We start from the raw sequence: 17,285 nt of genomic DNA, 5'->3' as shown, positions 1-17,285 counted from the left end.
TTGCCGCAAAATATAACGGAACGATTCTCGTCCCCCATTAACGACAAGACCGATGAAAGAACTTATTAAAGTCATAGCTTTTGATGCAGACGACACGCTGTGGAGTAACGAACCTTTTTTTCAGGAAGTGGAAAAACAGTATACGGATTTGCTGAAACCGTATGGCACCTCCAAAGAAATCTCAGCCGCCTTATTCCAAACAGAAATGAATAATCTGCAAATTTTGGGATATGGCGCCAAGGCGTTTACCATTTCAATGGTCGAAACAGCATTACAGATCAGCAACGGAAAGATTGCAGCCGACATTATTCGGCAAATTGTCGATTTAGGGAAATCCTTGTTGAAAATGCCTATCGAATTACTTCCGGGAGTCAAGGAAACGCTGAAAACGCTGAAAGAAACGGGAAAATACAAGTTGGTAGTAGCTACAAAGGGAGATTTGCTGGACCAGGAGAATAAGCTGGAACGTTCGGGATTATCTCCTTACTTTGACCATATCGAGGTGATGTCCGACAAGACGGAAAAAGAATATCTCCGGCTATTGAGTATTCTGCAAATAGCTCCTTCCGAACTTTTGATGGTCGGCAATTCTTTTAAATCGGATATTCAGCCGGTCTTATCTTTAGGTGGATACGGAGTACATATTCCTTTTGAAGTCATGTGGAAGCATGAAGTAACGGAAACGTTCGCACACGAACGCTTGAAACAGGTGAAAAGACTCGATGATCTGCTATCTTTACTTGGATAAATACTCTATCTGGATAAATCCCGGATAAATTCAAGGAATATTACAGCAATTTCATCAGCTCCGCTGCCCGACAGGCTTCTATCGAGTTGCCGACAGAAAGTTTTTCCAAAATATTCTGTCGGTGGCGGTTGACCGTATTCACACTGATATAAAGAGTCGCTGCTATTTCTTTACTCGACAGCCCTTTCCGTATGCAGCGCAGTATTTCCTTTTCGCGTTCTGAAAGGATATTGCGGTGCTCTTCCGAAAGGGATAATGTTTCTACTTCCCCACGTTCCATCTGGGTTATCGTAGCATAAATGCCTTGTTCCGGCCGTTGGTCGGCAGATAAGGAATAAAGGCAGAAGATCAGCCAAACATTGCCGGCAGGGGTGTTCTGCATGATTTGCACAAGGTTGTCAATGTATTGATAAACGCCTTTTTCATTCATCATACGCAGTCTGCATCTGCCCCGATATTTCAGCCGTTCGCCGGGAGACATGGAAAAAGTCTTCTGGAAAAACTTGTATTCCATCAAACGCTTTTCTACCAAATCTTCCGGATGAATGCGCCGGTAGATACAATCTTCGTCCATCGAATCAATTACGCTTAAAGCCGCCTCTTCGGGAGTAAGTCCCAGGAAATTCGCCCACGGATGGACAGTAACGTAACTTTTCCGGTTCGAAAGATCGGAAATGACAGCACACCCTCCATTAACTTCCGTCAATGAGCGGACAAACTGCTGGTGTTGTTCCACTATTCCATTATCCAGTGCTTCGTGCGCTGTCGGATGCGTAGCATAGACTTCATCAATTTCTTTTTGTAGTACGTCCATCGTATAAAATGGTTATTATTCAGTATTGTCGCAAGGACAGGCATGACCTATCTTTGCACCACAAAGATAAATAAATAAGAAACGAACATGAAACATTTAAAAATCAAAATCATGTCAATCGCGTTATTGGCGGCAGCAACTTCTTCTATGGCACAAAGTCTGGACAAAATGAACTGGCTGAATGAGCCTCAGCAATGGGAAATAAAAGAAGGCAAGGCTTTAGTGATGGACGTTCCGGCGAAAACCGATTTCTGGCGGATTTCCCACTACGGATTTACGGTAGACGACGGACCTTTCTACTATGCTACTTATGGCGGAGAGTTTGAGGTGAAAGTGAAAATAACCGGCAATTATGTGACTACTTTCGACCAAATGGGATTGATGTTACGCATCGACCACGAGAACTGGATAAAGGCAGGGGTAGAGTACGTAGACGGCAAACAGAATGTAAGTGCCGTAGTCACCCACCGCACCAGCGACTGGAGTGTAGTGCAACTGCCGGATGCTCCTCGTTCTTTATGGATTAAAGCGGTCCGCCGACTGGATGCAGTGGAGATTTTCTTCTCCCGCGATGATAAGGAATATACGATGATACGTACTTGCTGGTTGCAGGATAATTGTCCGGTTATGGTCGGATTAATGGGAGCCTGCCCGGACGGAAAGGGATTCACGGCCACATTCGAAGAATTTAAGGTAACTCCTTTGGCAGATCAGCGGAGACTGGAATGGGCTAAAAAACAAGCCGACAAATAAAGAAAGACAGTTCTTCCAACAAGCTCCCTTAGATGGCGGAGCAAAATGATGGTACACAATCACACTTCACGGACAGTCTTGTTGAGCCAATCAATAGCGATTCACTCAGAACAACTACACTTTAGGGAGATGTATGGCTAAACAAGTATTCCATCAGCCAAAATGATCGTCATTCTTGGCTATTTTCTTCCGTTGCACCTAGGTACAACAATTGTCTCACCTTGGTTAAACAACTGAAGCACCTAGGTGACTCTTTCGTCTCACCTAGGTGCAACGAAAAAAAATCGCTATTTATGTGATTAATGAGTAACTATCGTCGGCTAATGGATAGTAACAGAACCCAGTTCCATATCCTAACGGAACTTACCACTAAACACTCCCACTTTACCAGTGTCCCATCAAGCTATTTTCCCAAAAAACGGGCAAACTTCTGCCGCTCCCGTTCCAACGTTTCTTCATCCATATCGGCCACCTGTCTGAACCATGAATATTTCAGGTCGACACTTTTCTTCTTTTCCGATTTATCCCAGTTTCCTATGACCTGACCGTTATGAAGGACAATCGGAAAGAACAGTCCGTTGTTAGTAAACGCTTTGGGATAATGTTCAAGAGGCAGAACATCCGTCCGGTCTTTATATCCCAGCAGATATTCATCATAGGAGGGCAAAAGATGTATATGTCCCGACAGTTTGCCACGAGTCCGGCAGGTGTCATGAATATACCATGTCTGTTCTTTCCATTGTTCGGTTGTCAGTTCCGAAGCAATCAGATAAACAGCCTGTTTTGCATCCGAAATCGGCAGCCCCGACCACCAAATGAAATCCTGCAAAACTGCCGGAGAATGGCTACGGAAATAACTCCGTGCCAAGCGCGCCAAAGACTCGTCTTTCGTCAGTTCGGGCATCGGCGGAACCCGTTCTTCCAAAAGTGCGTACGTGCATTTGCTTCCTCTGTCCTCGCCACTACAAATGATGCCTTCCTGCTCCGCACGTGCCATAAAGCGAGTCATACGGCGATTGTCCGCCACAATCCCCGAACGGTTAAAGTGTTCGGCAATCTCTTGTTTTGTCAGGCTTTTCTTTCCACAAAGAATCTTCTCCAACAGGTCATGCGCTTTCGTATAGAGTTCATTTGGGATGTCCAGATCATATCCTTTCGCAAAAGAATCATTTGCCGAAATAATACGTTGCGCGGAAAGTTTCAGCATCCAGCGGATATCCTCTGCCGCCACCAGATGCCACGTAGGACGCATCACATGAGTCCTCAGAATTTCTCCTTCATGCAACGCCTTCTCTACTGCCTGAATTGTAGCCGATTTCAGACGCATCCCTACTGCCCACTTCACTATGGAATAGTTCTGTGCCTGCATGGCTCCCATCCAGGATACCAACTCTTTAGGTTCACGAAAAAGTGGATTTAATAACTGCTGATTCAGCAAACGGATATTCGGTATATTCATAAATTAGTTATTTTATTTGCCACAAATATAAAGTTTCTTCGCAAACTATTCATTATAAACTGTTAATTGATAAACCAAATATCAGCAGAAACATCGGTACAGATATTATTTCAACTCTCTCAATAAGAGTCAGAAGCTGTTGGAAGTCTCCGAATAAATCTCTACTTTTGTACTCCATAACAAAGAATATACTTAGAATGATGCTCTATAAACTTATTTCCCCTTCCATGGTAAAGGCAACAATCCAGTTGCCAGCTTCCAAAAGTATCAGCAACCGTGCACTCATCATCAATGCGCTGGGTAAAGGCATTTATCCGCCGGAAAACCTGTCCGATTGCGATGATACCCAAGTCATGATAAAAGCCCTGACCGAAGGTAAAGAGACTATAGACATCATGGCAGCCGGAACCGCCATGCGTTTCCTGACCGCTTATCTGAGTGCCACTTCGGGAGAGCGGATTATCACAGGCACCGCCCGTATGCAGCAACGCCCAATACAGATTCTGGTCAACGCCCTTCGCGAGTTGGGAGCTGAAATAGAGTACACCCATAACGAAGGATATCCGCCTCTTCGCATCAAGGGCGCAGAGCTGAAAGGAAATGAAATCACGCTGAAGGGAAACGTCAGTTCACAGTATATATCCGCCCTGCTGATGATAGGTCCTGTGCTCAAAGACGGACTGACACTGCACTTGACAGGAGAAATCATTTCCCGTCCTTATATCAATCTGACACTGCAATTAATGCAGGACTTCGGAGCAAAAGCGGCATGGACTTCACCCAGCAGCATCTCCGTAGCTCCGCAACCGTATCAGAGTGTCCCCTTCACCGTAGAAAGCGACTGGAGCGCTGCTTCTTACTGGTATCAGATTGCCGCTTTGTCTCCGGAAGCAGAGATTGAACTGTTGGGATTATTCCGCAACAGTTATCAGGGAGACAGTCGGGGAGCGGAAGTTTTCTCCCGTCTGGGGATCACGACGGAGTTCACTCCCCAAGGCATAAAGATCAAAAAAACAGGCAAGGCACCGGAACGACTGGAAGAAGACTTCGTTGACATTCCGGACTTGGCACAGACGTTCGTTGTAACTTGCGCTTTATTAAATATCCCTTTCCGCTTCACAGGCTTGCAAAGTCTGAAAATAAAGGAAACAGACCGCATCGCCGCATTGAGAACCGAACTTAAAAAGCTGGGATACCTCATCGAAGAAGAAAATGACAGCGTATTGATGTGGAACGGCGAACGTTGCGAACCGGAAGCGGTTCCTGTGATTGCGACCTACGAAGACCACCGGATGGCGATGGCATTCGCACCGGCAGTAACCTCTTGTCCCAACTTACTGATTGCTGACCCGCAAGTTGTTTCCAAATCGTATCCCGGTTATTGGGAGGATTTAAAACTTGCCGGATTCCAAGTGATAAACGAAGGTTAATCATAGCCGCACTGTGGAAGATTTCAATAAATATACTTCCCATATCAACTATTCCCCTATTGTAGATTTTACATTACAGCAGGGGAAAGAGACTTTTTATAAAAAAGGAGAGTACTTTGTACGGCAAGGAGAAGCCTGTAAGATCATGGGGTTTGTTGTTTCCGGCTCTTTCCGCTATTGTTGCGTCAACAGTCTGGGCGAAAGCAGCATTGTCGGATATACATTCGACCATTCTTTTGTCGGGAATTATCCGGCTTTCCAGTTGCAGGACCAATCAAATGTAGATATTCAAGCGTTATGCGACTGTACGGTGTATGTGATCAACCATTCCCAACTGGCAGATTTCTACGACATTAACAACGACCACCAAAAACTGGGACGCCAGATTGCAGAAACTCTTCTGTGGGAAATCTATGACCGGATGATCTCCATGTACAGTCTGACACCGGAAGAACGTTATCTGGATATTATCAACCGCTGTCCCGACCTGCTGAAACTGATTACTTTAAAAGAACTCGCCTCCTATCTACTTATTCGTCCGGAAACGTTGAGCCGCATCCGGAGAAAAGTAGTTCGGAAGTAAATTCTTGATTTCAATCAAGATTTTATTCAGACTCCTCTCCTACCTTTGCAGGCAAACATAGTCTATTTAAATTCATGAAGAAAATAATAATTGTAGGCGCAACCTCCGGCATCGGTCGTGGATTGGCAGAACAGTATGCCCGTGAAGACTGCCTTATCGGCATCACCGGTCGCCGTGAGAATCTATTAAAAGAGATTTGCGCACAAGATAAAGATAAACTATTCTATCAGGTATGTGACATCACTCACACAGAAACGACCCTTTCATCGCTGGAAACGCTTGTACAAGAAATGGAAGGCATGGATATGCTGATTATCTGTGCCGGAACGGGGGAACTGAATCCACAGCTCTCCTATCAGCTCGAAGAACCGACCTTATTGACCAACGTAGTGGGATTTACCAATATCGCTGGCTGGGGGTTCCGGTACTTTGAACAGCAGAAAGGCGGGCATCTGATTAACATTTCCTCAGTAGGCGGAACACGCGGCAGCGGTGTAGCACCAGCTTATAATGCTTCAAAAGCCTATCAAATCAATTACATGGAGGGACTGCGGCAAAAGGCGGCAAAGCTACCCTTTGCTGTCTACACCACTGACATCCGTCCGGGATTTGTAGATACAGCGATGGCGAAAGGAGAAGGATTGTTTTGGGTTACTCCTGTCGATAAAGCCGTAAAACAAATCAAAAAGGCTATATCAGACAGGAAAAAAGTCGCCTTTATCTCCAAAAGATGGAAATATGTGGCATGGTTATTCAAACTGATTCCTTCCGCCCTTTATTGCAAGATGTAAAACAGCCTTTCAGTGAGGCTGAGTTACCATGAAGCTTCATTGGCCATCTTCCACATATTAAGAAAAGAAGCCTTGGTGATTTCCACTATCTTATCCCAGTTTAACCGGTCAGCATGATCGGATGGCTGGTGATAATCGGGATGTCCGTCCGTATGATACCAGATAATAGGAATACCTGCTTTGGCAAACGTTCCATTGTCACTGTCCCCTACCGGATTGTCCCAGGCACGATAGTCCGGTTCCAACTGTAAACCATACTTCTTAATATCCTTTTTCAGCCAGTCTCCAAAAGAGGGGTGAGCAGCTGTATAGAAATAGACGACATGTTTCGGTTGTTCCGGCTTATTGTTGCGACCTATCATATCAAAGTTGAGATATCCCTTGATCTGCGAAACAAAAGGGCAAGTCTGTACAAAATATTTAGAACCGAGCAATCCCTTTTCTTCTCCGTCCCAAAAGGCAAAGATTACATTTCGCTCCGGTTGTTGTCCGCTTGCAAGAAATGCCCGGGCAATCTGCAATACAGCCGAGACACCGGAAGCATTGTCATCCGCGCCGTTATAAATCTGATCTCCGTCAAGTGCCGGGTCTATCCCCAAATGGTCAAAGTGAGCGCCTACGATGACATATTCCTTCGTATTCTTACCGGGAATCATAGCCAGTACGTTCCTCATAGATAGTTTTTGATGAACTTCCTGTTTCAGCTTCGCTACAGAGTCCGGATGAACTTCCAGACGTCCTTTCTTCTGACGCTCTTTGCGGTAAGCATCAAAAGGCTGGAAGTAGCTTTCGTTCAGAGGTTGGATTCCCATCCATTGTAAGATAGATGCTATATACTCAGAGGAGACATACGAACCGTGGAATCCGGCTTCACGTCCCTGTAATTCATCACTTGCAAGGAAACCGATTGTTGCTTCGGCAGAAGAACGGTTGATCGTGTTCAAGCCCTTTTCTTCGGGAGACTGTGCAAAAGTTACTGTTCCTACAAGTATTAATCCGAATAATATAATTCTTTGTTTCATCGTGGTATATAATTTAGAGTCCATGTTACAAAAGTACGAAAAGAACACAGAATCTATCCTTAAATACAAAAAAAGAGTAAGCAGTTGCCATCTTTTATAAGATTTGGCTGCTCACTCTTTCTACAAACTATTAAGACCTTGTTATCCTGTCAATCTTTCCTTATTTTGAAAAAGGAGACATGCGGAAAGCATATTTATAAACTGTATTCTTCTGAATTTCATAAGCGGGACGGGGACCCGGTCCGCAACTGGCATTACCCAGACCACGCTGTATGCAATCCAGATTCAGCACCACCTCCGCACGATAAATATCAGGCAAGGCATGACCGTACTTGATTTCAAACAAGTCCTTATCCGTATAGTGCAAAGCACTGAAATCAAATGTATCGGCAGCAGTAATCTTGATTCCTTTACCTGCTTTATTGGTCAAAGTCAGCCAGCGGGTATCACAACGCCCACCCATCGTCTGAGAACGGGCATAACTCTCTTTCATATCATTGACAGCAGACTGGTATTTGCCGACATAAGCCGCATTCTTCCGATCCCGATAATTTTCTATCGGACCGCGACCATACCATTCCAACTGCTCCAACGAAGGATTAAAGAAGGCCTGTAACGACAGACGGGGAAGATTAAAGTCATCATTCGTTGTAAAAGAAGCATCCACATCTATTTCACCATTACCATACAAACGGTAAATCAATGTATAAGGCACTTTCACATCTCCGACGGTTTCCTGCAACTGAATCGTTACAATTGCCGACTGATTATCTTCCGACCATTTCCAGTCGAAACTGATTACCTCCGTTTGGGTATCCTGCCATTTACGCACATCGTTATTGATAAAACGGAACGTATTCAGCGACCATCCTTCACGCAGATGAAGCATATTATCGCCATTATAACGGATACCGGTCAACTTGCCTTCTTTCTTATCAAAGGTGATTTCTACACCGGGACGGCGGAAGAACAAATAACGCTTCTCCTCTTCCACCACCTTAAACAGAGATTCTTTAGATGAGGCGGAAACTGCTACCGGCTGTAGCCCGGTATTCGGGGATTTTTGAAGCAAAAGTTGTTCCGTAGCTACGATATGTCCGGCTTTTGCCCATACGCAATCCTTCTTTAGTTTTATTTCAAGGTTCAAATAATATTCACCTTCTGAAGTTAAATAGCGGGAATAAGGTATCTGCACCGCACGATGCTCTCCAGGCTTACCATCGGGTAGGCTGAACTCTTCTTCCGCTATCGGCACACCATCTTTCAAAATCACATAGCGCAGATTAAAATCATGCAGATTCAGGAAAGCATAGCGGTTACGAACGCCGATACTGTTTTCAGCATTCGGTTCCAATGTGATATATTGGTAGACTTTCTTCACTTCCCACAACTTAGGAGTAACTTGACGATCAGCCGTCACAATCCCGTTACAACAGAAATCATTGTCGTTAGGGCGATCACCGAAGCTGCCTCCAAAATAATAATGATCGGCAGGCTGTCCGGGCATATTAATGCCCTGATCCACCCAATCCCAGATGCATCCTCCGATCATACGTTTCGAATGATGCTCGATATAATCCCAGTATTCTTCCAGATTACCGATGGCGTTGCCCATCGCATGAGCATATTCACAAAGGAAATAAGGCTTGTTACGGGGTTGCTCGTCCTGTTCGATCATACTTTCAATCGAAGGATACATACGGGAATCCATATCGGCCACATCGTTCATTCCTTCATAATGGATATAACGGTCGTCTATCGCTTTGGCTGCCTGATAGGTAACCTCAAAGTTACGACCACCACCGGACTCATTGCCCATTGACCAGAAAATGACCGAAGGATGATTCTTATCCCGTTCCACCATACGCACCATCCGGTCGACGTAAGCTCCTTCCCAACTTTCACGGTTTGACAGCGACATATTGCCGTGACACTCAATATCGGCCTCATCCATGACGTACAAGCCATAATAATCATACAGCGAATACATCTTCGGATCGTTCGGATAATGACTGGTACGAATCGTGTTGAGATTGAAACGCTTAAAGAGAAGAATGTCCTCTATCATGCTTTCCACCGGAACAGCTTTTCCAAACTGCGGATGTATGTCATGCCGGTTGGCTCCTTTAAAAAGGATCAATGCATTGTTGATATACACCTTATTATTCCGGATCTCTATCTTACGGAAGCCATATTGCTGGCTCGTCGCTTCAAGCACATTGCCTGCGGCATCAAGCAGTTCCAGTTGGACGGTATACAGAGAAGGAGTCTCAGCACTCCATAACCGAGGGTCGCGAATCGTAGTCGTACCTTCACAGACGTTTTCCTGTCCACCAGTTATCTTACCGGTAGGTATGATAAACGAACTCACAGGCTTTCCTTCCGTATTCAGCAAAGAGACACGTACGGTAGCTTCCTGTACTTTCTTTCCGTAATTATGCACATCCGTTTTCACTTTCAGTTCCGCTTTATCCAGACGGTCGCTGATCTGAGAAGTCAGGTGAATGTCACGTAGACGAACTTTCGGACTGGCTACCAAATAAACATCCCGATGAATACCACTTAAACGGAACATATCCTGATCTTCAAGGAAACTGCCGTCACACCAGCGGTAAACTTCTACGGCAACCGTATTATTACCCGCTTTGACGTAAGGAGTGATACGAAATTCTGCATCATTACTGGACCCTTGCGAATAACCGACTTTCTTACCGTTGATCCATACATAAGCTGCACTATAAATTCCATCGAAATGGATAAAGACTTCTTTGTCTTTCCAGTCGGCAGGAAGAGCAAATTCACGGCGATAAGATCCTACCGCATTCGGCTCTTTCTCTACAGCATATCCACGCTGCCCCTGTATAAAAGGAGGATTGTTACGGATGGGATAAGTAATATTGGTATAAATAGGTGTACCATATCCGTGCATCTCCCAGTTGGAGGGAACAGGAATCTCTTTCCAGCCAGAGACATCATAACTCGTTTTATAGAAATCCACCGGACGTTCCGAAGGTTGTTTCACCCAGTTAAACTTCCAGTTTCCATTCAACAGCAGATAACGGGAAGAGCGGGTACGCTCCCAAGGACGGGTATAAGCGGGATCCGCCTTCATCTCTTCCGAATTGGCGAAAGGAATAAATGTAGCCCTGCCTTCTTCTTTATTGATTGCATAGATACGTTCATTTTCCCAGTCATTATGACTCGTTGTTTTCAAGGCTTCCGCCACTACTTTCAGGTTCGATTTCCGTATCTGCCACTGCTGGTTACTTTTCGAAGCTTCCGGTTCTAACTGAAAGACAGGCTCTCCGACCAGTCCGGCATCAGGAAATCCTAAGTTATAGCCAGTCCCGACATTGGTTAATACGTAATTCCCATTCGGCAAAGCCGTTATTTTCCATTGCTGGTTCGGATTTTTAGGGTCTGCCGACCATTGAATCACGGAACATTCTACTTTTCCTTTATCACTATTATCTACATTCATTTGAGTCAAGGGACTGGTTATCGTATAGCATCCCTCTTGTTCGCATGGAATCAGGTTCCAGACCTGCGATTCTTTGTCTGCCTCCCGCTTACTGATAAATATTTTCGTATTCGTATCTAGACTCTCCTGATTGTCCAGCACTAATCCGTTGACCGTATGGATTTCATATCCTTGCTTCGGATCAAACTGCTGCGCCACAACCGCAGAGGCGGAAAACGACAGTGCAATCAATGCACTTCCCAAGATTTTTAATCGTTGCATCATTTAGTAGTCTAATTTATATTATAATTTGAAAACCGGTGACTGTTTATATACGCCAAAAGTATGGATAGCCGGACAAGCCTTACCGTCCTGAATACGCAAACGTACCTGCTTTGCTTTCACCGGTGCCAGACGTACAATCCATTTATGACCAATGGCCTGCTTGTCCGTCGCCTCCGGAATGGTGATCCAGTTTTTGCCATCAACAGTGTACTCCACACTCCACTTCGTCGTCCGATGTCCCAATTCGATAACTTCTTCGATCATCAGACAATCAAACTCAATAGTTTTGGGCAAGGTAAAAATTATATCCGCTTTTACCTCTCCGTCTTTTCCAGCAAAATAAGTGTTTTTCTCATTGTCCAGCATTTTTTCCGGACTATACTTTGCACCCCGTACATTGGTCGCTTTCACTTTGGCTCCTCTCAACAGATTCGTACTGAAAGTCTCATCAATCCCCTGTTTTAACAAGGCGGCGTGCAGCGAATCGGTCGAATGAATCAAACCACGTCTGTCGGGCGGGAAATTCAGAAGCAATACACTATTACGCCCCACGGAGGTACAGTAGATATCCCAAAGTTCACGGACACTCTTCACACGGCTATCCTCTTCGGCATGATAGAACCAGCTGGGACGTATTGAAACATCTGTTTCTGCCGGAATATACGCATCACCATCCAGCATACCCTCATTCAAACCTTTGTAATACTGAGCTTCATCACGAATAGCTACTGAGTCAGTCGTCGCCCAACAAGGATCACCCGCTTCTCCCGCTTCATTCCCCATCCAGCGGACATCAGCAAACGGATAAGAATTCTTTGTACCGAAGATAACGCAATCCGGCTGTTTTTCACGGACAATCTTATACCAATGACGATAAACAGGCGTTGTCAATTCGTCGGCTCCCGCGCCGTCCCACCATGTTTCCCATATCTTACCGTAATCACTCATCAGTTCGCCAAGCTGGTGGGCATAATATTCCTTGTAGCGTTCGGTCGTATATAAAGGTGAAAGGTGTTCGTGACGGTCATGAGGTCCCAGATAGATTCCTGCCTTCAATCCATACTCTTCACAAGCATCGACAAACTCGCGGACTACATCTCCTTTACCGTTCTTCCACGCTGCATTCTTCACACTATAATCTGTGTACTTGCTAGGCCACAAGCAAAATCCGTCGGCATGCTTGGCAGTCAGAATAGCAGCGGGAATCCCCGCTGCTTTTAATGTCTGCATCCACTGCCTGCAATCCAGGGCTGTGGGATTGAAAATTGCCGTACTTGCCTTCCCGTCACCTTCATTCACATATTCTTCAAATGTATTGATTCCAAAATGAAAGAAAGCAATCATCTCCCGATTGTACCATTCAAGTTGACGGGCACTCGGAACCAACCCGCAAGGAGCTGGTGCTTGTTGAGCTATGACCGGCAGAGAACTGAATGCAGCAACTGCCGATGCAACTAATACTTTTATGTTCATAATAAATAACTTACGAGTATATTCGTTTATTTAGGACCCAGATTTTGTTTCACCAGCTGCACGAATTGATCGACCGGAACAACACGCACATTGTCATTCAATCCATCAATGACGGTTTTGATACTTTGCTGGTTCTTTGTCCAGCAATGTACAAATACAAAAGTATATCCGTCGGCACTATGCGGATTGGCAGAGCGGCTATTGATCTGAGAAATGACAGTCGATTCTTCACCTCTGTTCGAGCCACCGTCGATGCCTTCCCATAATACGCTTCTCTGCTCAATCACCGGCTTGCCATTATCCGAAAATTTGATTCTTCCATCCCCTTTTTCTCCATATCCTGTGTAGAAAATCGCATCGATATTAGGCTGAGCCAGATACTTATTGTAAACTTTCGGATTATCCATAATCTTCTGATCCAGAATATTACAGATATTCAAGCCTGACTTATCGACATACTCATTCAACTTAGCCAGATAATCGTCCAGGTCGGCATCCGACATCTTACTCGGGAATATATAGCTGCTGCCACTCGGACCCGCTACAAAGTAATCGCCTTCTTTGCTATTCTCATAGTACCAGCGTAAAGCAGCCGGAGCCAAATCGTACAGAGAAGGTGAAATGGTATATCCGAGTGGGAATTGACCGTGCAGGTCATGATCCATGTATCCTTGTTGCCCCCAAAGGTTAAACGCAATATTATCACCGTCACTGACGAGGAATGTCACATAGTGCACATTCTCTTCGGTAACCACTTCTTTAGTTGCCGGACGCTGTTTCAGTCCTGTTGTATCATATATACTACTCAACGTGGCCAGATTAGCCGCCTGATCGGTCGGCAACATAGAAACACCCAATTGAGAAGCATTATTCACCATGCCCCATTCATCCAGATCATAATAACCGAAACAATAAGCTCCTTTATCCAGATCTTTCAGTATAGAAGTACGCCATGACCAATCCCTGCGCGCATTGTAGTCATAAAAAGCAAAAGCATTGGTCATTGTGATATAATCGCGCAGGTGATGGAAGATTTCCGGTTTCATATCGGCTGCAAGACTCTTGTCCAACTGGTCTTTATAATTCTCGTACAACCACTTCTCATCATAAGACCTTACGTCCATAAGTTCGGTTGTCACTCCCATTGCCTTTACCTTATCGACAAGAGATTCCGGTACCGCAATCCCCCGAAGCAACCCACATAAAGAAGTAGCTACATTGATCGAATGAGATTGTCCTTCCGAATAAGGCGTATAGACAATATACCCCTTGATCACTCCGGTTTCTACATAATGCTGTACCAACGGAGCCAAAGCATTATAAGTATTTACCGGAATTCCGTACTTATTCTGCATCTGCTTCAACCATACGGAAGAAGGACCTCCTTCATTGATATAAACCTGATCGCCCGTCACTCTTGCCGCAAGCCCTGCCAAAGTGGAAAGAATTACTTTCTCGCCATCATTCAGTCCTGTGATGGAAATAGAATTCAGGGATTTCAGTTCACGACCTTTCAGATGCATAAATCCCCTGTCCAGCGGTTCTGCCGGATCTATCAGCCCATCACCCGGTTCTTCACCCGGACCTCCCGGATTCTCGGTAGACGGAGTATATTTAGGAACGACCACACCTGCCGTCGGATCTTCCATACAGGAGATTAACAGACAGAACGTCAAAAGTATATAAATGTATTTTTTCATGGTAATCGTTTTTTCTGTTATTTAATAATAGAAATCGCATTAATCTCTGCTACCGCTGTTGCCCATTTGCCACTATACACGGCAGTTATTGTCAGACGGAAATAACGTGCCTGCTTAAATCCCGGAAAATAGGAACGGAATTCCTCTTTTGCCCCCGCAGGAAGGTCGCTGTAAGTTCCTGCCGACTCCCACTTCGAGCCATCCAGACTGGTTTCCATCGTCATCTCCTGCGGCCATGCTTCACCATGATCTCTGGATACATACTGAAAGCCCAGCATTTTCACTTCCTGCCCCATATCTACTACGATATGATGTGGTGGCTGAGGCTCGTTGCCTTTCCATTGTGTATGCCAGAAAGTTCCTTTCAGTCCGTCAAAAGCGTGGATAGCGTGACCGTTATCCGACCCTTCGCCGCTCGTCTCTTCCGAAGAAACTTCTACTACCTGCCATGCACTGCGGTCGGCCAATGGCATCGCCCATACATCCTCCGCACCACTCAAAAGGTAATATACTGTCTGCTGAATATGATCCGCCTGCGCACCTTCTACCGAAGTGATAGTGACCAGCAACAAATAAGAATCAAACGGCTGGATTTTTCCCTGTGCATTTACCGTAAGCACCAGATCGGCAGAAGAACTCTCCCCGGCCGGAATCACAGTTTCTGTTGTCAGCGTATAGCAATCGGAAGGAAGCAAAGGATAGTCTGTCCCACACAAAGAATTATACTCCTGCACCTTCGCCTCATCCACAGTCAACTGTACCTTTACATCTCCTCCCACTTCCTTACCGGAACGGGTCACATAGTCACTGGCAGTCACAGCCACATGAAATACTTCTCTCAGTTCTTCACCCAAATCGAAGTTTTTAATCTGCAAAGTTTTGGCTTCCGGAATATATACTTTACAAACATCATCATCACTACATCCACTCAGCAAGGCAAACGAACAAAGTACCGCACTTGCCGCCATGACAAATCTATTTAGTTTCATACGAATAATCTTTCAAGGTTTACATTCTTTATTAATATCCGGGATTCTGCCCGTTTACCCATCCGTCTTCACCACCATTTTGCTCGCGGATCACCGGATTCTTGTCTATCACATACTGCGGAATGGGCTGATAATACATACGTGGCAGGAAGGTACGTTTACCAACTTCATGATAATTGTATTCCCACACACCATCTCCATTGGTATCTTCTATTTTCATACCGCCAATCGGTTTATTCATCACTCCGTTTTCACCATCACAAATCTTCCAGCGAAGAATGTCCCACCAACGCTTATCTTCAAACGCCAGTTCTATGCGACGATCTCTCCGAATGATTTCCCGCAACTGATTCTCTGTGATTCCCTGCGGATAAGTATCGTTGATAGAAGGCATATTATCTCCACGTGTTCTCACCATATCCAAATATTCGATGGCAGTCGGTTTATCTCCGGCTTCCAAAGAAGCTTCTGCATACATCAGCAACACATCTGCATAACGGAAGAAAATATAATTTGCCATTCCGTTGCTCATTTGCAGATTGTCCGCTCCATTCACGGATTCGTCAATCGTCTTACGAGTATAGTATCCCGTATTCGTAACGTCACTATCCGAAGAAGTATCAATCTCATTGGGACTACCTACGCCTACACGAGTGATAATCTCTTCCCCCTGCCACATGGATCCGTCATACAGGATGCTCTGGTAGAAGCGTTTCTCACGATTTTTATAAGGATTATTCTTATTGTAACCGGATGCAGGGTCAGTGATAGGCAATCCGTTTGCCATGCAATAGTCGTCAACCAGTTCCTGTGTAGGCTGCATATTTCCCCAACTGGACTGTACTCCTTTTACAAACACCGGACCGAACAGGCCTTCACGACGCCCGCCATTCTGCTTAGACATCTGGAAGTCGAAGATCACTTCATCGTTATTGTTGGTAGCTTCTGTCCAAAGGTCCAGAATAGTCGGTTGCAGATGATAGACCTGTAAGTCAATTACATCTTTCAAGGTAGCTGCAGCTGCTTCCCAGCGTTTCTTATCTTTGCCCGGATTACGCAATTCACTGGCATGAAACAGTTCCACCCATCCTTTCAGTGTCAGAATTGCTCCTTTGGAAGCACGCCCCAGATCGGAACCGCTACGGTGCGGAGGAAGATCATCTTTAATCTCGTCCAACTCTTTGTCGATAAACTCAAATGTTTTCTGTGCAGTCTCACGCGGATAAAAGATATCCGTACTCACGTTATTATCCAGCACTTCCGTGATGATAGGCACACCACCGTACGCCATCCAGAGATAATGATAGAACCAGGCACGCAGGAAACGCGCTTCTGCAAGACGTTCTTTCTTATAATCTGCCGAGAAATCGGATTCTGTTACTTTTGTAATGAACAGATTACAGGAGCGGATACGTTCATACTGTCCTTTGGCGTCGTCATTGTTCTGACGTCCCCATTTCCACATATCCCAAGGGCCGGGTATCCAACTGGTAGGAGATAATGCTCCGGTATAAATCGTTGTACGGGCATTCATCCATTCCGCACCTACGTATGAATTATCCGAATATTGATCCAGATTCTGTGTTTCATTGTTCAGATGCGGCAACTGATTATAGATATCATTCAGAAACATATCGGCATTTTCTTCCGATCCCCAAACCGTTGTATCTCCAAAACGGTCTTTCGGCTCTATTTCAAGCCAGTCTTCACAGGCAGACAACAAGGCTAATGAGCCTGCCAGGCAAACTGTTTTTATTATATTATGTATTCTCATATTC

The 17,285-nt window shown here is 45.1% G+C and carries 13 protein-coding genes; 5 read left to right on the top strand and 8 right to left on the bottom strand.

The genetic code is table 11. The annotated features are described in order from the left end of the window. Positions 1-52 precede the first annotated feature (52 nt). Entirely contained in the window at positions 53-748 is a 696-nt protein-coding gene (locus NBH01_RS12840) for an HAD family hydrolase (RefSeq protein WP_008763963.1), read from the top strand. A 40-nt stretch (positions 749-788) separates the two neighbouring features. On the opposite strand, the gene NBH01_RS12835 is transcribed toward NBH01_RS12840, so the two are convergent. Then, positions 789-1,562 (bottom strand): response regulator transcription factor, encoded by a 774-nt coding sequence (locus NBH01_RS12835; protein WP_008763964.1) that lies wholly within the window; start codon positions 1,560-1,562, stop codon positions 789-791. 87 nt (positions 1,563-1,649) lie between these two features. On the opposite strand from NBH01_RS12835, the gene NBH01_RS12830 reads away from it, so the two are divergent. Further along, positions 1,650-2,315 carry a DUF1349 domain-containing protein gene (locus tag NBH01_RS12830; RefSeq protein WP_008763965.1) on the top strand — a complete coding sequence of 222 codons (666 nt, stop codon included), beginning with the start codon at positions 1,650-1,652 and terminating at the stop codon, positions 2,313-2,315. Between the two features lie 403 nt (positions 2,316-2,718). Here the strand turns inward: NBH01_RS12830 and NBH01_RS12825 are convergent, their stop codons facing one another. Then, on the bottom strand, positions 2,719-3,774 hold the full coding sequence (locus NBH01_RS12825; RefSeq protein WP_225679623.1) for a winged helix DNA-binding domain-containing protein: 1,056 nt from the start codon (positions 3,772-3,774) through the stop codon (positions 2,719-2,721). Positions 3,775-3,974: 200 nt separating this feature from the next. Here NBH01_RS12825 and aroA point away from each other — a divergent pair, with 200 nt between their 5' ends. The 3 genes from aroA to NBH01_RS12810 all read left to right on the top strand — a co-directional run bounded on the left by aroA (position 3,975) and on the right by NBH01_RS12810 (position 6,578). Beyond that, positions 3,975-5,204 carry a 3-phosphoshikimate 1-carboxyvinyltransferase gene (gene aroA, locus NBH01_RS12820; RefSeq protein ID WP_172557048.1) on the top strand — a complete coding sequence of 410 codons (1,230 nt, stop codon included), beginning with the start codon at positions 3,975-3,977 and terminating at the stop codon, positions 5,202-5,204. A gap of 13 nt (positions 5,205-5,217) precedes the next feature. Next, positions 5,218-5,787: a Crp/Fnr family transcriptional regulator gene (locus NBH01_RS12815; protein ID WP_225679627.1), complete on the top strand. Its 570-nt coding sequence runs from the start codon at positions 5,218-5,220 to the stop codon at positions 5,785-5,787. Positions 5,788-5,861: 74 nt separating this feature from the next. Next, positions 5,862-6,578, top strand: coding sequence for an SDR family NAD(P)-dependent oxidoreductase (locus NBH01_RS12810; RefSeq protein WP_074859118.1), 717 nt, complete (start codon positions 5,862-5,864; stop codon positions 6,576-6,578). A 23-nt stretch (positions 6,579-6,601) separates the two neighbouring features. On the opposite strand, the gene NBH01_RS12805 is transcribed toward NBH01_RS12810, so the two are convergent. From NBH01_RS12805 to NBH01_RS12780, 6 genes are all read right to left on the bottom strand, one after another. After that, on the bottom strand, positions 6,602-7,600 hold the full coding sequence (locus tag NBH01_RS12805) for a M28 family metallopeptidase (RefSeq protein ID WP_250700137.1): 999 nt from the start codon (positions 7,598-7,600) through the stop codon (positions 6,602-6,604). A gap of 160 nt (positions 7,601-7,760) precedes the next feature. Further along, positions 7,761-11,345, bottom strand: coding sequence for a glycoside hydrolase family 2 TIM barrel-domain containing protein (locus tag NBH01_RS12800; protein WP_502801503.1), 3,585 nt, complete (start codon positions 11,343-11,345; stop codon positions 7,761-7,763). An 18-nt stretch (positions 11,346-11,363) separates the two neighbouring features. Further along, positions 11,364-12,818, bottom strand: coding sequence for an alpha-L-fucosidase (locus tag NBH01_RS12795; RefSeq protein WP_008763973.1), 1,455 nt, complete (start codon positions 12,816-12,818; stop codon positions 11,364-11,366). Positions 12,819-12,844: 26 nt separating this feature from the next. Further along, positions 12,845-14,518 (bottom strand): GxGYxYP domain-containing protein, encoded by a 1,674-nt coding sequence (locus tag NBH01_RS12790; RefSeq protein ID WP_008763974.1) that lies wholly within the window; start codon positions 14,516-14,518, stop codon positions 12,845-12,847. Positions 14,519-14,535: 17 nt separating this feature from the next. Further along, a complete protein-coding gene (locus tag NBH01_RS12785) occupies positions 14,536-15,507 on the bottom strand; it encodes a BT_3987 domain-containing protein (protein WP_225679629.1) in 972 nt (323 codons plus the stop codon). Between the two features lie 31 nt (positions 15,508-15,538). Further along, positions 15,539-17,281 (bottom strand): RagB/SusD family nutrient uptake outer membrane protein, encoded by a 1,743-nt coding sequence (locus NBH01_RS12780; protein ID WP_225679631.1) that lies wholly within the window; start codon positions 17,279-17,281, stop codon positions 15,539-15,541. Positions 17,282-17,285: the final 4 nt, after the last annotated feature.

The organism is Bacteroides sp. B1-V-101 (assembly GCF_023656585.1).
GTDB lineage: Bacteria > Bacteroidota > Bacteroidia > Bacteroidales > Bacteroidaceae > Bacteroides > Bacteroides thetaiotaomicron.
This window is presented reverse-complemented; position numbering and strand designations above follow the sequence as displayed.